The following is a 15,391-nucleotide window of genomic DNA, read 5'->3' as shown; positions in this document are numbered from 1 at the left end:
GGAGCAATCGAATTCTGTCAGGACATCCAGTAATTGAGATCGACGTTACACGTACGTTGCTGGGTCATAAAAGACAGGAGATGATAGATAAATACAACGACAATCGTCACCAGGGTTGGAAGCATCTGGCGGTCAAAAAATAATCTGTTTTGCAGAAGAGTTTTGCAGGGGTTCTGCAGAAGACCCTCTTTTTACAGCCGCTAAAACGGCGCAGATTCAGATGTACTCAGTCCGGAAGATCTCGGAAAACCGGCCGGATTAAACCGTCCGGACTGAGCCTTTACAGGTGTGCAGAAAGGGAGATTATTTGCCGAGAATTTCCCGGCGAACGATGTCCGCACCGGCGCTTAACGCAGCCAGTTTACCGCTGGCAACCTGACGGGATAGCGGCACCATGCCGCAGTTGGTCGACGGATAAAGTTTATCTGCATCAACGAATTGCAGCGCCTTACGCAGGGTACTGGCGACCTGTTCGGCGGTTTCAACGGCGTTAGTTGCCACGTCAATTGCCCCCACCATCACCTTTTTGCCGCGGATCAGTTCAATAAGATCCATCGGCACGCGTGAGTTCTGACACTCCAGCGAAATGATGTCGATGGCTGATTTCTGCAGCTTAGGGAACACCTCTTCATACTGCCGCCACTCGGTGCCGAGCGTCTTCTTCCAGTCGGTGTTGGCTTTGATACCGTAGCCATAGCGACCAAAAACTGAGTTATCTATATGTTTTAAAAGGTTATAATTGATAATTTCACAGACAAAGACCTGCAAATTTTAAAAAAATAATCCTGTTATTTTTCAATAATATATCAAAGGTTTTGCAGAAGAAAAATGAAAGGTTTTTGAGCAGAATTTTTTCGACAGATCGGCTGAAATACAAGCGCAAACTTTAGCTCAGAGAGGGTTCAACACTAATCGTCACGTTTATCTTTTGTTCAGCTACCGTTTGGTTTAATTGAGACTCAGAGCTCGGGATCAAATGTACATGAAATTACTAATACTTTATAAATAGTCACATTTATCACTTACAAAAATCATCTTTTTTTTACCGCTTATGCTTGCGATTTTTATCAGGTTTACTAGCCTAATAGTTGTTGTGTCATACCTGAACGCTCCTACCGTTTGGGAAGCACGGAGAACTAACATGATGCATGTTTTCTGTTGCAACATAGAAAGACCAATAATAGGGCACTCATAAGCGCTCGAAGTCTTCACCACATACTTGTATCTGCTCTTTTCATTGGGGGGCAGGTATTTTTTTTGCATGTCATATATAAAGAGCGCCAGATCCCGGTCGTTATAATAGTGGCCACTCTAATAGTGGAACTGCCCATAACGACAAAAATAACCAGCTGCTAATTGGCCCGCGCTATGTAGATTTTTTGCATCTGAAGGCGACATTTGTTAATTGTTTATCACAGTAATAACATCGCCATCGTGGCATGACTGATCTGATGCTGATGCCCACTGCTATCAGTCCGTCTTTACCTGTACCTGAGGTTCGTGCTTGCCTGAAACTCATCGATAACTGGTATCGCTTTCTACTTTAAGCATGACAGGCTTGCCTGGTACTATTCGCCCTCCTTTTATCTTTATTCTGTATTAAAATCTACTGGTAAGTCTTGATACGATCCCATTAAATCGAATGCTAATTTATTCACTGACACGAAGTTTTAGGCTGGGTCAGCACCATAAATAAATGCATCTTAATGAATATTAATAATGTCTATCTTTTAACAATAACGTCATATATTCATGTTTATGAATCTCATAGCGTTGAAGATAAAATTCCTTTGGCTAAAATGCATGCTTAGAGATGCATCTTATTTGACTGTTCAGAAAGGAGTCGAAATGTTGTTCAGAAAGACGTTATTTTTCGTCGTCACCACGGTGTTGATTTGTTCATCAGTTATGGCTCATGATTCACTGGACCCGCCGACCGTATCATTAGGGATCCAGCACGGGCATATTAAGGGCTTTGATGATATTAAGGGGGGCAACTTTAAGGTCCGGTATGAAAATTCTAGCCCGTAGGTGTCATGGGGTCACTGACAGCAATGAAAAACACATGGGAGAACGAAATATTCTTTGCGCAAGAACGGACAAAGCGTGCAGAGAAAAATACAATGACAGGCCTAATGCTGACAGAAAAGCGGAGTATTACCCCGTCATGTTTTGCCCGACTTATCAGGTTTCTAAACGCATGGACCTTTTTGCCCTGGCAGGGGTATCTCATACTAAAGTCGATAAGCCGCTAGCCTATGATTTTAATAAAGGCGCACACGTTAAGAATAGCTCTGAGTCGTCTGATCAAGTCGCTTACAGCGCTGGCTTTACGTTCAAACCAATAAAAAACCTGGCGCTTACCGTTGGCTATGAAGGCTCTCAAGCCACATTTGAATCAAACTGGAATCAGATTAACAGTGGATTTGTAAGTGTAGGCTCTCAATTTTAATTCGGTATAATATGGCAAGCGATGAGCGGCTAACTACTAGTTGCTGTCAGGCGGTACGGGCCAATCAACAGGCCCGTTTTGTTTTGCATCACAGCGGTAAACGTCCACAAGATGCTTTTTCCAGGCGGCAAAACTCTGTTTTTCCGTATCGGTAAGTTCGCAGACTTCATTTACAATGCTGAGCCTTCTTATCTCTGCATCCGCTCTTTCGAGCAAAGCCTGCTTTTTAAAATCATTTTCGTAATAAGCATGGTCGCCTGTTTCTTCTGGCGCATCATGCCAGCAGGGCATTCCATTTAGATCGGCACCAAGAACTTTCCCAGATGGCGGGAAACTGCTGTACGTGCGCCATACCTCATCAGAAATACCAACAACATCGTCATTCCAGTTGCCATATTTAATATAAAGTTCTTTATCTTCCACCCAGTAAAACTCTTTGGCAGAAGGACTAAATCCATAAATGCGATCCATAATCATTTCCCGAACGCTACCCAGTAAAAGTAAGGTTCGCCTGAACCGAGATGAACGGAAAATCCGAAAGGTTTAACATCAGATACGGAGATGTTGTCACGACTCATTTTATTTTTACCTTTACCATCCTGGGTTATAAGCACACTGAAGCAATCGACGGGATACTTGACCGGAAAGTGAACATGATTCGAGGCCCGGGAAATTCGACCTATTCCACCCTGTATGGCAAAGCCACTTACAGAGTTTTTATAATACCACCCATCATTGTTCTCATTTATGTTCGGCTGGTTTCGAATCAGACAGTCATATAAACTCCCTTTCCAGCGATCCCCATTGATATCACCCGTGGCTGATAATACAGCCTTTCCGATTTTTAATTCTTTTCCAACGCTAAGATTACCGTCAATATCAACATCACCACTGATTTCTCCGCCGGCCCGGGAGTAGTATCGTTTATCGGAGTCGCGCTTACTATAGCCGCCAGGGGAGGAACATAAAATCCATGCTTCATGAGTGCTGTTCCATTCAATTTCTGCGGTGCTCCCCTGAATGATCTGTTCTGCCGTCAGTTCTTCATGAGCTGCGGTAAGAATACGGCTCTCTGGCATGCTATCTACAGCCAGGAATGACACCCCTGTGTTTGTATTGGCGGCACGAAAATGCAGGCGCATACCGTTGCTGACGGACTCTACCCCGGGCGTATAGGTCACTTTATAGTGATTTGGAGTGCCAGTATCCTGGCCGAAAGTGATTTGTCCTTTCTGAATGGCAGAGATTATGCCATCAACGGGAAGAAACGGCGCACCGTCAGCCATTCTGATATTGGCGGCCTCAATTGAGCCTGCGCCATACTGAACCGAGACCACCCATGCTCCAATGCAGCCTGCATCAGGTGCCGGTGTTACCTGTTGACCGGTACGGGCAGAGATTCCTGTTTTAATGTATACCGAGCATCGGCCCGCACGAACCGTGCTTTGCGCATCATTACTCCCGGCCGGGCCGTTAAACGCCATCGACGGCTTGTCTGCATTGTAATATTTCAGAATGACAGGATCGGCGTCGGTATCGCTGTAAGTGACCTGTATCAGGTGATTGATGCTATGCCCTGGAGTGCCAGGTGCGGAAAGGGAAAATGATGCTGGTTTGATATGAAATCCCTGCTTCAGAATGCTATTCATCGTGTCGGCGGCCAGTGATGAGTATGGCGTACCATCAATGTTCTGCAGACTGTAAATCTGACCGTCCGATACGGTTACGGCCATTGACGCCGGGGCTGTCGGAGTACAGACCAGTCCATAAAGCCAGGTGTTGTTCCCTAGAATAGCTGAAGCCAGCTTAGCCAGCCCTATCATGGCAAATTTGTTGGTGTTGAGCAGGTCCGTTTCCAGTGGAATCTGACCCGGATAGACTATCTGACGATCCATAGTTTTTCCTATGCAAAAGCCATCCGGAGGGATGGCTTAAGTGAATTTGCTTGTCAGCGCTAAATGTTTTACTGCAGTTTCACCCACACAAGCGTGCCTTCCATTTTTACTGCGGCAACTGCGGCATAAATTTGCGCATCCGTAACAGTTCCCCTGAGACTATCTCCTGATACATACTCCCCTTGTGATGGACAACCATAACCCGCAGTCTCAACCTGATACCCTGCCACCATTGGAACGTTGGCCCCTTCAGGACGGTACGCGATCACAAAGGCCTGGTAAGGCAGGAGATATGAACCATACGCCCCCGTCACACCGTATCCGGCACCTGGGCCTCCATATACGCCTGTATCTTCAGGATGCATCGGTTCTATGATTTTGGGTGTGGTTCCGGTCAGATCTTCAAGGACTTCTGTTACCGCCAGGCGTATTCCCCTTGCCCGGAAAAGGGAATTTTTAATCTGCTTACGAAACACGTCGTCGGGCATTCCCGCTGGCCGCCGAAGGTTGCCGCCGAAGAAGTCATACGCCGTCATGTCCAGCCAGCCATCAGTGCCGGTTGAAATCCGCGTCTGCTTACTGGCATAGAGGTAAAGCGAGTAACACCAGGATAAAGTCTTTGCGCATGCCGAAAGCGTATAACTTAGTACAGGACTATGGTCAGCAAACCAGGTTACCGGTAGCAGCGTCTTAAGTCGGCTGTGAAAGTCGCTCTGATCGCCTTTAGCCATTTAGCTCACCCTTATTATTCCCGGGCGGATAACCTGCCTGGGTGATGCTGCAAGGTCAGCCATTCCGCCATTAAGCGTGAGGGCCATGACGTTTGTAACCAGTGGGCTGGCACCGTAAGCGACCCGGGCCAGTTGGGTGAAAGCCAGCATTTTACCCAGGGAAAGAGTGGCAACGTACTGAAGAAGCGCCGTCTTCACCTGCGCGACAATAACTGCATGGTTCGAGCTCTCATCAGTGGTGATCATGAGAGTGACATCGGCGTGGATCACCTCAGGAGGAAACACGCTAAATGTGACCGTAAACCCCCGCACCGCATCAATGGCCATGTAGGCTTTTTCGAGGAAAGCGCGCGATGGTGTGCCGCTCCCGTCATCGACCACAGCGAAGAAATAGCCCGGGTGAGGTGTCCCGTCCCAGGCAGCATTTTCTGTCAGGGTATAATTTACTCCACTCTGAAGGTTACTGAGTGCGAAGCCGATTGCCGCCTTTGTCGCTTTTGAAAGTGAGGCGATCCACAGCACGAACCTGGCCCGGTAGCGGTCATCCTGCTCAGCATCTTTACCGTTGACGAAAGAAGTGGTGTTAATGACTGAGTCAACGTACGGGATAGAACCATTAATGACAGTGACGCTCCCAGCCCGTGCATTACCCGCGGCACCTGCCCGGTTTGCGCGTACCGGTACCGGGAGTGAACTGACGCCAGCGGCGATGACATAACCTGACTGCCGACTATCCCAGGCATCAATGGCAGTATCAGCGATCACGGTGTAAAGCTCAGTACCGTCTGTTGTAGACACCTGCGCCCCCAGGGGGATCAGGGCCTGGCTTGTCGCTGTAAAACGACGGAATGTTACCTGCCCGCTTGCCTGAACAGCCGGCAGCCGGGAAAAGCTGAAGTCTGCCATCCAGCTGTCCAGCTCTTCGCCGGAGCAGGTGGCAGCGCGCGTTGTTACTAGCAGCTTCACGATAAGCTGCTGTAACCACATGGCCACCCCTGCATTCGACTCTGCAAGCGATCGGAGAATGCTGCCGACGGAGAAGTCCACCAGCTTTAACGCTCTGGCCTGAATAGCCGTAACCTGCTCTCTGACGAGCTCCGAAAAAGACTTGATGTTAAGTGATATCATCGGTTTATCTCATTACGTCAAAACAGAGTGTTTCACGTGAACCCGTCATGGCGTCCGTGTAAGCCACCGAGACGCTGACCCCTCCCTGAATGAGTGTGAGTTTCACCTCCGGGGATGGATGACTGGCTACAGTATCTTCCCGCAACATCTGGCCGCTGATGAGTGCCTTCCATTCACCCGGTCTCACGGTCTCACCGATCTTTTTCCCAAGCCCCGCCCCATATTCGGGATGAAATACGTAGTCGCCCGGATTAGTGAGCAGACGACGTAAGATCCGCTGCTTAACGCGCTCACTACCAGAGGCCGTGCGCAGATCTCCGGTAGCTGAACCCTCGAGGCCGCCTCCGGTGAAGTGATAGATGTCGTACATGAATAACTTTCAGGAAGTGAATAACAGCTGCTGATCAGGAGGCTGAGTATTATTACCCTGCCCTTTTTCCAGATGAGTGTGGCCGTTATAAACGGTACGAATTCGGTGTACCGTGCCGTACAGGCCATTTTTATCGTATATGTCTTTTACGACTGTCAGGTTTTTATCCACCAGCACGTCGCCGCCGGTAAAGTGATGTAGCGGTGCGTCATAGGTAAGCTTCTCTTTTGCACACAGTAAGACTTCTCCACTGTTAAGAAACTTCAGATGCGAACCGCTCTGATGCACCAGCCAGAATTCCCCCGAAGGCGGCCCAGGACAGCGGTCTGCATCGTTATAAAACTGCCCCGCGGCCATACCCAGGCCTGTGAGGCCAGAATCAAATTCGATCTCTGCCACTGCACCTATCATCGGTCCTGCGGCCATTCCCCAGTGGTTGCCCACCCACGGTGAGCTGAGCGGTATCCAGCCAGTTTCTTCTCCCGTTGGCTGCAGCTGAACCTTTACTGCGTAACTTTCCGGGTCATAGGCGGTGATGATGCCCTGCCGTGTGCCGCTTTCACCTGCCGTACTCTGGCGTGCCGTTGCCGCCATGATATTCAGCAGCGCTCTCATCGCCCGATCTCCAGTGCCATGCTGTGGTTCTTACCCGAAATATGCATGCTGTAACCTGTTTTCCGGCTCAGTGTGCGCCGCACCCGATCACAGTGGTAGACCTGGTCGAACGGACTCTGTGTCCCCTCAATACGCACATGCATGTCAGGCATGAGCAGGTTGTCGCCTGCCGTTGAGCCACTGAATTTCATCTCGTGCTGTACCACCTGCCGGTAGATGGACTGCGCCAGCGCATGGGCTGCCTCTGGCGTTAATCCGTTACGTATGACGCGATAGACCTGAGTTTCAGATGAGGTTTTTCCGGGGACTGTGCTTTTGCCCGGGCTTGGGTAAGAGGCCATGAACTGTTTATTCTTTCGCTTAGCATTCCAGCTCAGCACCTCAACCGACGCCCCTTTTGCAATGGTCAGCGAGCGTGAAAAAGACAGGTCATCGGAGATATTGCACTGTGGATACGCCTGCATGCCTGGCGGCTGCCACCGGATGACATAGTCGCCGGGTCCCGTTTGGGTTCGAAGTGCAGACTGTCGCCGTTCACATAAACTGAGAAGTTTTCAATACCCGCCAGTGTGGTAATGAGGTCCCATTCAGTCTGCTCGCCGGTCAGATGCGCCGTATCAATCTGGTAATACTCACCAACCCGCTGCGTCGTTGCCGTGACCACCGGCGTCAGACCATGACGCTGTGCCAGCATGGTCGCTATCTGTGAGCTGGTGAGGTTCCTGAAGCTTTCACCCGGAGTCTTTGCATCAATCAGCCTGGCGGTGAAATCGCGCCCTTCTGCCGATATCTCAAACCGTGCAGGATCGTAATGCCAGTTATCGATATTGCCAGTGATGTGCTTTTTCTCATCAGTGCCTGCCCGGGTAATGATCGATATGAAAAGCTCGACCCTGATGGTGGTCTGCAATGCCCACCAGTTCAGCATCCTCATGGCCGGGGGCAGTGCTGAGATGGCCAGCATAAGATCAAAAGTCCCGGCGCCACGAAAGGCATTGTTCTCTATGCTGAACGACACAAAGGGCACGTCCATTCCATTTAAAAAACAACGCCCGCTGATATGGCGGGCGCTGGATCCAGTGAGGGAGTTGTTGACGTCCATTGTTAACTCGCCGGACTGGTGGGAATTTTAAGTGTGCGGATACCGCTCAGATGCGGATCGGTGAGGTCATTTGCCTCGGCAATGCTGGCCCAAAGAGACGCATCGCCATACTGCTCTGAAGCCACCTGATATAGGTTACCACCCGACAGCGTCACCTCTCTGACACCATCAGCCGTCTGGCCAGAGTTCATGTTTTTGTTCAGCCGCCCCAGTATTTCCTGCAGGCGGTAAAGCGCGGGAATGCGCGTGGTGTGATCTAACTGCAGGAGAAGATTGCTGACGGTTTTTGAAATGGGATTACCGGGCACCAAACCTCCCAGTGATGTGATGTCTGCGGCTGCGGCTTCAAGTAATGCCAGCTCATGCTCAACGATGTTGCGTGCGGCGACTAGCGGCCTGATAACCGCCTGTATCTGCCCAACCGTGGCATGGGCAAAATCGGTAACCCGCTTCACGGCCAGATGCAGGACGTTAACTGCCTGCGTGACGGCATCAATGTTGATGATATTGGCCAGCCCCAGTGAACGTCCGAGGTCACTGTCGATCAGTCCTCGCAGGGCTCCGGTCAGTGCATCCACTTTATCCGGGAAGCCCTCATTGCTGACAACTGCCACCTCGATGGAATAAGGGCGGCGCCAGACAAATTCATAGACCGGGCTGAAAGCTGTAATCACGACTGTAAAACGATAATCATCCAGCGTCAGCACTACGGGGTGCCCTTTATCCCGCATCAGCTCCAGCGCACGCACTCGTTCACCGGCCTGTGACCCGATGATAATGCCTGACCAGGCCAGGGGCTCGTACTCGGTACCCAGCACATCAATAATGCGCCGGCCGCCAATTAGCTGATGCTGTACGGTTTTCTGCCTGCCGCGAATGGCAATGCGTTCAGGGACTTCAAATTGCATGAATTCGAACTCACCTAACATCAGGCGTGTAATCGTCGGATCGATACCCTGAGCGTACTGCGTCAGTGAATTCAGTAGTGACATGCTGCGTTGGCCTGTATCAGGAGTGACTGACTTCGGGGTATGGGAAAAGCCGGGAAAAGCAGAACATCATGAAGTTTGAAAAAAACGGATATGCCAGAATCACTGTTGTTGATGACGTAAGAGCCGTATTTAGTTCTTATCACCAGCCCTGAGCGGAGACTCACCTTAACCGGTATCTGACGCACTGATTAACAGTGAACAGGTCAGCAAAAAGTTTACGGTGGGCTTAACCTTTACGCACCGTTGTCTGCTGACTGTCCAGGCTTACGGGTTATAACCTGCTGGAGCTGGTTAATTCACGAGGCATGACTGTTACGCCAGTCATCAACCATTTCCTTTGAGACTTCCTTTTTATAACAGACCGGTGCATATCCACCCTGCTTACTCCACGCACTTCGCCTCCCGCAGCTGCTGCCATTGCGCGCAGAGTTAAAAGGGCATGCACACACACCGGGATATGATGCGATTGAATCTTCGATAATAAGCTGACGGATTTGATCATCGGTTTGCTTCGACGTTTTCGCCTCAGACATACCAGCCCAAAAGACACTGGTGGCCATAAGAATAGAAAAGATAATTTTGCTTTTATTCATGATCCCCTCCAGAAGTGAGAGGAATAAATTAGCTCAGCACAACAGGCTGCAATCGAGTGAAAAAGAGGCAATATATTACCTGTTCTGGTGGGACGAATTACCTGACAAAAACCATATGTCGATAAAGCCCGTAGACATGCCCCTGACATGGCTTCTTAAGGCTTTATTCTGTTTCATGACGGCTACTGCATTTAGTGGCCGAAGGTTCACTGAACCTGCCGCTAGGGTGTTGAGAGTGTGCCGGGCTGACCCGGATACACCATCAGCATTGATGGATCGAAAGCGCTGGTGGTGGAAGGTGCCCTGGCGGCCTGTTTACTGATGCCGCTCATTACGGTAGCCACCAGCACCTGGCGCCCTTCGTACGTCATCAGAAGGTTGACGGGCTGTGAGTCGTGACTTGCGGTCACTGGCGGTACCGGTGGGTACCGGCCGGTTTTACGATACGCCTGCTCCCGAAACTGCTGCCTGTCGAAGTCCGACTGAGAAGGCGTCCAGGGCTTATAGGCAATCCCGTGATCAAGCGCATTCTGACGAGCCAGCCGGTCACGTTCCGCCATTTCCCGGCTCTGTGATACCGTGCTTCCCGGATACAGGGCCGCCAGCGTTACGGCAGAGATGATGCCAGGCAGCCCGGTAAGCGCGGCAGTGAGTCCGGTCAGCCCTGTGGTGGCGCTTTTCCCGATAAGCAGATCGATGCCCCAGCCCGCCAGCTTAAGCGGTGACAGCAATGCGCCAGCCGCATGTTTAATGACCCAGAACCCACCGCTGATGCCCGCCAGGCCTGTAACGGCCAGCGCTGCCTGCCCTGCAAACTTCGCCATCTCAGGGTGTTTGTGGGCAATGTCTGTCATTCGCTTAAGTGAGTGCGTCAGGCTATCCAGCCCATGCGTGAAGGTGTCCAGCAGGCCGCCATCCCTGCCCATTATCAGCTGCAGGTTCTGCCATTTCTTATGGAAGTCAATCGCTTTGCCGTTATAGGTGCTCCCGACTGCACCATAGGCATCATTCAGTCCCCGCGCGATGCCATAGGCTTCAATACGATGATGAATCGTCTCAAGCTGCCTGTCGATCAGGCTGAACATTTTGCCGCCGGTCCGCCCGAATATCAGGGCGTTCTCACGCTGCTTTTGCTCATCCGTGTAATGATTCCTGCGGTATATTGGCAGGATGACTTTTTCATAGTATTCAACCGGTGACTTGCTGAAGAGCTGCGGGTTGATAAGCGGATTGCCCCGGAAACGCCTTACGCCGCCCAAGCTGTTGAGTTCAATTTTGCTGGCATCCCAGATACCCATTTTCATCAGGTCATGAGTCACCTGATTAGGCAGCCTGATAATACCGTTCAACCGGTTGTAAGCGGTCATCAGCGCATCACCTGCTGAACTGCCCTTCAGTTCACCGATGATGGGCTCAAGCTCGGCGAATAATGCTTTATTGCTGAGGCTGAACGCGGAGGTCCCCGCTTTGGCCATAAACTGGCGGTACTGGGTGAAATCGACATTGCCACCTGAAGACTGAATGGCGCGAAAAGCAGCGTCCATCAGTTCATTAAAGCGCTCAGGGCTTTTCAGGCCACCCGCAGTTTCTGTGAAGCGCAGCATATCCATCTGCTTAGCGGTGGTGGCTTCGCGCTGAAGCTCATCCAGTCCGCGTGAGGCGAAGGTGATACGCGCCAGCACCGGTGCTGCCAGTTTTGCCGCGCGCAGCTGCTCATCAAGCGTTTTTGCACCGGATTCGCTGAATACCCCCTGCGCCTCTACCAGATATTTCAGCATGTCAGTAGCAGATGAGCCTCTGACACGTGTGGTTTCCACGAAATGCTGTGCTTCCTCTGTCGCAACCTGACTCATGCCGAACTGTCTGAACTTCTCGGTCATGGTCTGGTAGCGGGCCGCCTCATCAACAAAGCCCTTCAGCATTCTGAAACCCATATAGCCGGTGGCCAGGTTGGTCATGCCGTTTGAATATGAGCCTCCGCCAGGGGGATAACCATTTCCTCCGCCATGCCCTGCGCCGCCGCCCCAGCCGCCCGGAGCCACACCGTTACGCCAGCCATGCCACCAGCCACCCTGTTCTGAAGGCGGAGGCAGCGCAGATCCCCCGCCATGGTTACCATATCCCCCACTGCCGCCTGCAGCTGCAGCGCCAGCGGCGAGAACAGGCAGCATCATTGCCGTACCGTAACTTCCCGCCAGCAGCGGCGCATTACGGGAAGCACGGTTCATGCGTTGTGCCTGGTCTGCAATCTCCCGGATGGCGCCGGCATACTCACGCGCACCGCGGGATGCGCCAGAAAACTGATTATTAAGAGAGCGATTAAGTGCCCGCAGCGCAGATGTCGACTCGCTGGCTGCGCTGGTCAGGGCTTTGATGTTCTTTGTAATGGTGACGAACTTCTTATTGAGTTCGATCACATCTCGACTCACCTGCAGCAGATTGCGCGTGATCTGGTCATCCAGCGCAAGGCGCACGGCTACGCGGTATGCCTGAATATCCATAGAGGCCTCGTTTTACGGGCATAAAAAAACCCGCCGGAGCGGGTCTGTTTGAGGAGCGCAACATACAAAAAGGATACTGAACTTTAACGTTAAATTGGCGATAATTGGCCTAGTCCCAATCAAAGGAGCCTCAGGCTACGGATAAGCTCGCCCGGTTATTTGGAAAATCCCGGGATGTTCAGTCGCTTTATAAGCGAACTACTGACGCTCAACTCAACTTTATCGCTACAAGATGCAATCGAGACGAAGTTGCAGCGATCCACATCAGGCTGAAGCTATTTCGTGCAGAGCTGGTTGTTTGCCCGGAATGGGATGGCGATACTCAGGACCTGATATGGCATGCCATCGACACACATAATCGTCTGCTCAAACAGATAGAACTGCTAAGCAAGCCTTAGTCATTAATCGTTTAGCTAAATAAATGCAGCAGCCTGCCGATAAAATGGCATATAACTCATGGAGAATTTCTAATGGAACAGCCTAATCCCCTCGCAGCCCTGTCGTTAATCATCTGGTTTCTGATGTTCATACCCTGCTTACGGATGGCCCAGAAAGCAGGGTTTGGCTGGAAGATGGCTATCCTGCTTTCCTGTCCAGGCCTTCATTTCCTCATGCTTTTCGTCTTCGCTTACAAGAAATGGCCGAATGCTCCCTATCGATAAGCGCTGATCATTAATTTTTAGCAAGGTTATAAAAAAGGGATAAACCCGCCAGAGCGGGTTTACGATTGATCGAATAATTGCCATTTATACGGTGTCGCCATTAACGCCAACCTTTTGGAAAGCTCGGAGCCATTAAGCGTAACGATAACATTGTCAACCACTTGCATATGAAGAAAATACAAAGGTTCTATCCATATTCTTCACACCAACAACAACGCGCCGATGAGAGAAGTTTTTCATGAACCAGCTAGTGAATCTGGATGAGGTATTTCTGCCATCACCTCTTCAGCGTCACAGTTATCAATGAAAAAGTACAATGTCGAGTCAACAATTTTCAAGCGCCGCGTACCCGGATCATAATCAAATAGAGGAGGAACAATTTTTTGGTTTGTTTGGAGTATAGCTAGCCTACGCAGCGTGCCAGTAACATCAGAAGTTCTGACATTATCTGGATGTGAATGTATTTCTTTAATAAATTCCTGTAGCGACTTGCGTTCGATGCCATCTTTTAATTCTAAGTAATTTCTATTTAAAAGAACCTGAACCAAATAATACTGGAGGTACAAAGCTACAGCATCCTCACTTGGCCTTCTACTTCTACTTCCAGCAGCTATGGATTCTAGACTTCTCACATGTCTCGATGAATACTCTGCAACTTTTGCATCAATTGCAGCATTTAGCACATTTTCATCAGTCAGTTCTTTAAACTCAAGTAGGACTGACTTTATCCCATACAATTCACAAAATTTCTTTAGTAGTTCTTGCACAACCGCCACACTTCCATGTGCTTGATGGAATATTTTTGATTTAATAACATCATCGATTGATATATTTAGCGCTCTCTCTCCAACTTCAGCGATTTTGGCAAAATCTTCCTCCTCCCAAGGTTCAACAGGAACTTCAGCCATACGATCTTGGAGATCTCCATTGAACTGTATTAGCCGGTTGTTTTCTCGCCAAACCCCTAAAATTATGAATCTTATACCCATCTCTTCGAAAGTGCGCAAGTCAAATGCGAGCTGCCCTTGAACCTCAGTAGATAAATAGTGAAAGTTTTCTAAAACAAAGAACTTGCTTGCACCACCAACCGAAAGTAGCAACTCTCCAACATCCTGCGCGGCTGTAAGATTAAATTCAATTGGACGAGAGGTAGTTTGGGATTCATTCCCAGCCTTACCTTCAACACCTACTTCAACATCTGTTTTGGCAAGAAATGGTAATATTGCCGAAAAAGTGCTTTTTACTGTTCCTGTTGCTTCTTTTGAGGTTGTTGCAGATTTTTCGGTAATAATCTCCACCCCAAAACCGCGTAAAAAAGCTCTGTAAATGTCTTCTGCACTGCTGGTCGGACCGCAGTGGTAGGTTGAACGATACTTTTCTTCTAAATGACGTTGCAAAAGGGCTGTTTTGCCCTGTTTAGAAGAGCCGTAGATAACGATTTGTTTAGTAGTTGCAAGCGCATCAGATAGAGCCTGATCAACTGCCTCACGTTCGATATAAGTGGCCACAGGATCTTTTGAGACACCAAAAACATTATTTAAATGCATAAAAATCTCCCTAACTAGATATCTGAATTATACCACGGGATTTGAGGCTTAGCATGACATTACATAATGAAATATATTAATTACCTCTAATTTTTCTGCCAACCACCTCGCCTTCCTCATCATATAGTAATCCTCATCTTGCTCATTTTTAGTTAAGACCTTCTGCTCCATGTACTACGCTAGCAGCAGGATCGGCTAATCAGTTGCAGTCACTTATTCCCATCATCCTTAAACATGCCGAGATAGAAGGGAGCTGGGTTAATGTATAAGAATGCGTTAAATTCGGATGAGATGCTAAACACTTTATACTAATGCGGACTTTTCCTTAAGTACCTCTAAATTATAATTAAACCTTAAAGCCCTTCGAAATCGCTATTCCAATCGACTCCATCAGCGGATCAATCTTCCTGACGTATGCAGGTCCAATGAAAGGCCTCGGCGGTATGCGGTCGGTACCGACTTCCTGCCAGAGTCCAATGACATTTTTTGTGCCAACAATCGCCGCCAGACCAGCAACCTCGCTCTCGATGGAATCTCTGAGTTGGCCTGAACGCAGCAGCGGCTCGTCTTCGGTGTAACCCAGGCGGACGCGCTCAGCTTTCGTCGATGCTGCCAGCGGTGCCCATGCCTCAAACGGCCCGACAGCGGGCTGATAGACCCCGATTTCTTCCTTTGCCGTTTCCTCAACCTCTTTGACAATGGCATGGAAGCCCAGCTCAAGCTCTTTGGCGATATTGGCTGAGGCAGACGACAGCTCTCTCGCAAACTGCTCAAGGTCCATCACTTACCCTCCTCCCACCTGC

At 49.7% G+C, this 15,391-nt stretch carries 14 protein-coding genes and 1 pseudogene; 1 reads left to right on the top strand and 14 read right to left on the bottom strand.

The window, feature by feature from the left end; translation table 11 throughout:
* Nucleotides 1-303: 303 nt before the first annotated feature.
* Nucleotides 304-696, bottom strand: a pseudogene (locus AC6I8I_RS20715) (uroporphyrinogen decarboxylase/cobalamine-independent methonine synthase family protein); the annotation flags it as partial.
* Between the two features lie 1,369 nt (nucleotides 697-2,065).
* Between AC6I8I_RS20715 and AC6I8I_RS20710 the strand changes: the two are divergent.
* Entirely contained in the window at nucleotides 2,066-2,452 is a 387-nt protein-coding gene (locus tag AC6I8I_RS20710; protein WP_497828847.1) for an Ail/Lom family outer membrane beta-barrel protein, read from the top strand.
* A gap of 36 nt (nucleotides 2,453-2,488) precedes the next feature.
* Here AC6I8I_RS20710 and AC6I8I_RS20705 read toward each other — a convergent pair whose 3' ends face one another.
* The 13 genes from AC6I8I_RS20705 to AC6I8I_RS20645 form a co-directional block, all read right to left on the bottom strand.
* A complete protein-coding gene (locus AC6I8I_RS20705) occupies nucleotides 2,489-2,923 on the bottom strand; it encodes a tail fiber assembly protein (RefSeq protein WP_497828846.1) in 435 nt (144 codons plus the stop codon).
* 2 nt (nucleotides 2,924-2,925) lie between these two features.
* Nucleotides 2,926-4,347 (bottom strand): gp53-like domain-containing protein, encoded by a 1,422-nt coding sequence (locus AC6I8I_RS20700; RefSeq protein WP_497828845.1) that lies wholly within the window; start codon nucleotides 4,345-4,347, stop codon nucleotides 2,926-2,928.
* 68 nt (nucleotides 4,348-4,415) lie between these two features.
* Nucleotides 4,416-5,078, bottom strand: coding sequence for a UCP028438 family phage-derived protein (locus AC6I8I_RS20695; RefSeq protein WP_497828844.1), 663 nt, complete (start codon nucleotides 5,076-5,078; stop codon nucleotides 4,416-4,418).
* Nucleotides 5,079-6,206 (bottom strand): baseplate J/gp47 family protein, encoded by a 1,128-nt coding sequence (locus AC6I8I_RS20690; protein ID WP_497828843.1) that lies wholly within the window; start codon nucleotides 6,204-6,206, stop codon nucleotides 5,079-5,081.
* A 4-nt stretch (nucleotides 6,207-6,210) separates the two neighbouring features.
* Complete coding sequence (locus AC6I8I_RS20685; RefSeq protein ID WP_497828842.1) at nucleotides 6,211-6,576, bottom strand: phage tail protein; 366 nt, start codon at nucleotides 6,574-6,576, stop codon at nucleotides 6,211-6,213.
* 9 nt (nucleotides 6,577-6,585) lie between these two features.
* Nucleotides 6,586-7,191 (bottom strand): baseplate assembly protein, encoded by a 606-nt coding sequence (locus tag AC6I8I_RS20680; protein ID WP_497828841.1) that lies wholly within the window; start codon nucleotides 7,189-7,191, stop codon nucleotides 6,586-6,588.
* Nucleotides 7,188-7,532 (bottom strand): hypothetical protein, encoded by a 345-nt coding sequence (locus AC6I8I_RS20675; protein ID WP_497828840.1) that lies wholly within the window; start codon nucleotides 7,530-7,532, stop codon nucleotides 7,188-7,190. The genes AC6I8I_RS20680 and AC6I8I_RS20675 overlap by 4 nt, the downstream gene beginning before the upstream one ends.
* A 65-nt stretch (nucleotides 7,533-7,597) precedes the next feature.
* The gene (locus tag AC6I8I_RS20670) at nucleotides 7,598-8,293 is read right to left on the bottom strand and encodes a hypothetical protein (RefSeq protein ID WP_497828839.1); all 696 of its coding nucleotides are present in this window, start codon (nucleotides 8,291-8,293) and stop codon (nucleotides 7,598-7,600) included.
* Between the two features lie 2 nt (nucleotides 8,294-8,295).
* Nucleotides 8,296-9,285, bottom strand: a complete 990-nt coding sequence (locus tag AC6I8I_RS20665; protein ID WP_497828838.1) for a hypothetical protein — start codon at nucleotides 9,283-9,285, stop codon at nucleotides 8,296-8,298.
* A 296-nt stretch (nucleotides 9,286-9,581) separates the two neighbouring features.
* The gene (locus AC6I8I_RS20660; RefSeq protein ID WP_409520458.1) at nucleotides 9,582-9,845 is read right to left on the bottom strand and encodes a hypothetical protein; all 264 of its coding nucleotides are present in this window, start codon (nucleotides 9,843-9,845) and stop codon (nucleotides 9,582-9,584) included.
* A gap of 254 nt (nucleotides 9,846-10,099) precedes the next feature.
* Nucleotides 10,100-12,379 carry a hypothetical protein gene (locus tag AC6I8I_RS20655; protein ID WP_497828837.1) on the bottom strand — a complete coding sequence of 760 codons (2,280 nt, stop codon included), beginning with the start codon at nucleotides 12,377-12,379 and terminating at the stop codon, nucleotides 10,100-10,102.
* Nucleotides 12,380-13,277: 898 nt separating this feature from the next.
* On the bottom strand, nucleotides 13,278-14,588 hold the full coding sequence (locus tag AC6I8I_RS20650; RefSeq protein ID WP_497828836.1) for a hypothetical protein: 1,311 nt from the start codon (nucleotides 14,586-14,588) through the stop codon (nucleotides 13,278-13,280).
* A gap of 346 nt (nucleotides 14,589-14,934) precedes the next feature.
* Nucleotides 14,935-15,369 carry a phage virion morphogenesis protein gene (locus AC6I8I_RS20645; protein WP_497828918.1) on the bottom strand — a complete coding sequence of 145 codons (435 nt, stop codon included), beginning with the start codon at nucleotides 15,367-15,369 and terminating at the stop codon, nucleotides 14,935-14,937.
* Between the last annotated feature and the right edge of the window lie 22 nt (nucleotides 15,370-15,391).

Source organism: Pantoea sp. X-Soil-YNGN-775, assembly GCF_059730575.1.
Note: the sequence above shows the minus strand (reverse complement) of the source record. Positions and strands in the feature narration are given on the sequence as shown.

What these genes read in the sequence shown, in the direction of transcription:
- AC6I8I_RS20710 (WP_497828847.1), top strand. Translation starts at nt 2,066, where the DNA reads ATGGGAGAACGAAATATTCTTTGCGCAAGAACGGACAAAGCGTGCAGA.
- AC6I8I_RS20705 (WP_497828846.1), bottom strand. Translation starts at nt 2,923, where the DNA reads ATGGATCGCATTTATGGATTTAGTCCTTCTGCCAAAGAGTTTTACTGG.
- AC6I8I_RS20700 (WP_497828845.1), bottom strand. Translation starts at nt 4,347, where the DNA reads ATGGATCGTCAGATAGTCTATCCGGGTCAGATTCCACTGGAAACGGAC.
- AC6I8I_RS20695 (WP_497828844.1), bottom strand. Translation starts at nt 5,078, where the DNA reads ATGGCTAAAGGCGATCAGAGCGACTTTCACAGCCGACTTAAGACGCTG.
- AC6I8I_RS20690 (WP_497828843.1), bottom strand. Translation starts at nt 6,206, where the DNA reads ATGATATCACTTAACATCAAGTCTTTTTCGGAGCTCGTCAGAGAGCAG.
- AC6I8I_RS20685 (WP_497828842.1), bottom strand. Translation starts at nt 6,576, where the DNA reads ATGTACGACATCTATCACTTCACCGGAGGCGGCCTCGAGGGTTCAGCT.
- AC6I8I_RS20680 (WP_497828841.1), bottom strand. Translation starts at nt 7,191, where the DNA reads ATGAGAGCGCTGCTGAATATCATGGCGGCAACGGCACGCCAGAGTACG.
- AC6I8I_RS20675 (WP_497828840.1), bottom strand. Translation starts at nt 7,532, where the DNA reads ATGGCCTCTTACCCAAGCCCGGGCAAAAGCACAGTCCCCGGAAAAACC.
- AC6I8I_RS20670 (WP_497828839.1), bottom strand. Translation starts at nt 8,293, where the DNA reads ATGGACGTCAACAACTCCCTCACTGGATCCAGCGCCCGCCATATCAGC.
- AC6I8I_RS20665 (WP_497828838.1), bottom strand. Translation starts at nt 9,285, where the DNA reads ATGTCACTACTGAATTCACTGACGCAGTACGCTCAGGGTATCGATCCG.
- AC6I8I_RS20660 (WP_409520458.1), bottom strand. Translation starts at nt 9,845, where the DNA reads ATGGCCACCAGTGTCTTTTGGGCTGGTATGTCTGAGGCGAAAACGTCG.
- AC6I8I_RS20655 (WP_497828837.1), bottom strand. Translation starts at nt 12,379, where the DNA reads ATGGATATTCAGGCATACCGCGTAGCCGTGCGCCTTGCGCTGGATGAC.
- AC6I8I_RS20650 (WP_497828836.1), bottom strand. Translation starts at nt 14,588, where the DNA reads ATGCATTTAAATAATGTTTTTGGTGTCTCAAAAGATCCTGTGGCCACT.
- AC6I8I_RS20645 (WP_497828918.1), bottom strand. Translation starts at nt 15,369, where the DNA reads ATGGACCTTGAGCAGTTTGCGAGAGAGCTGTCGTCTGCCTCAGCCAAT.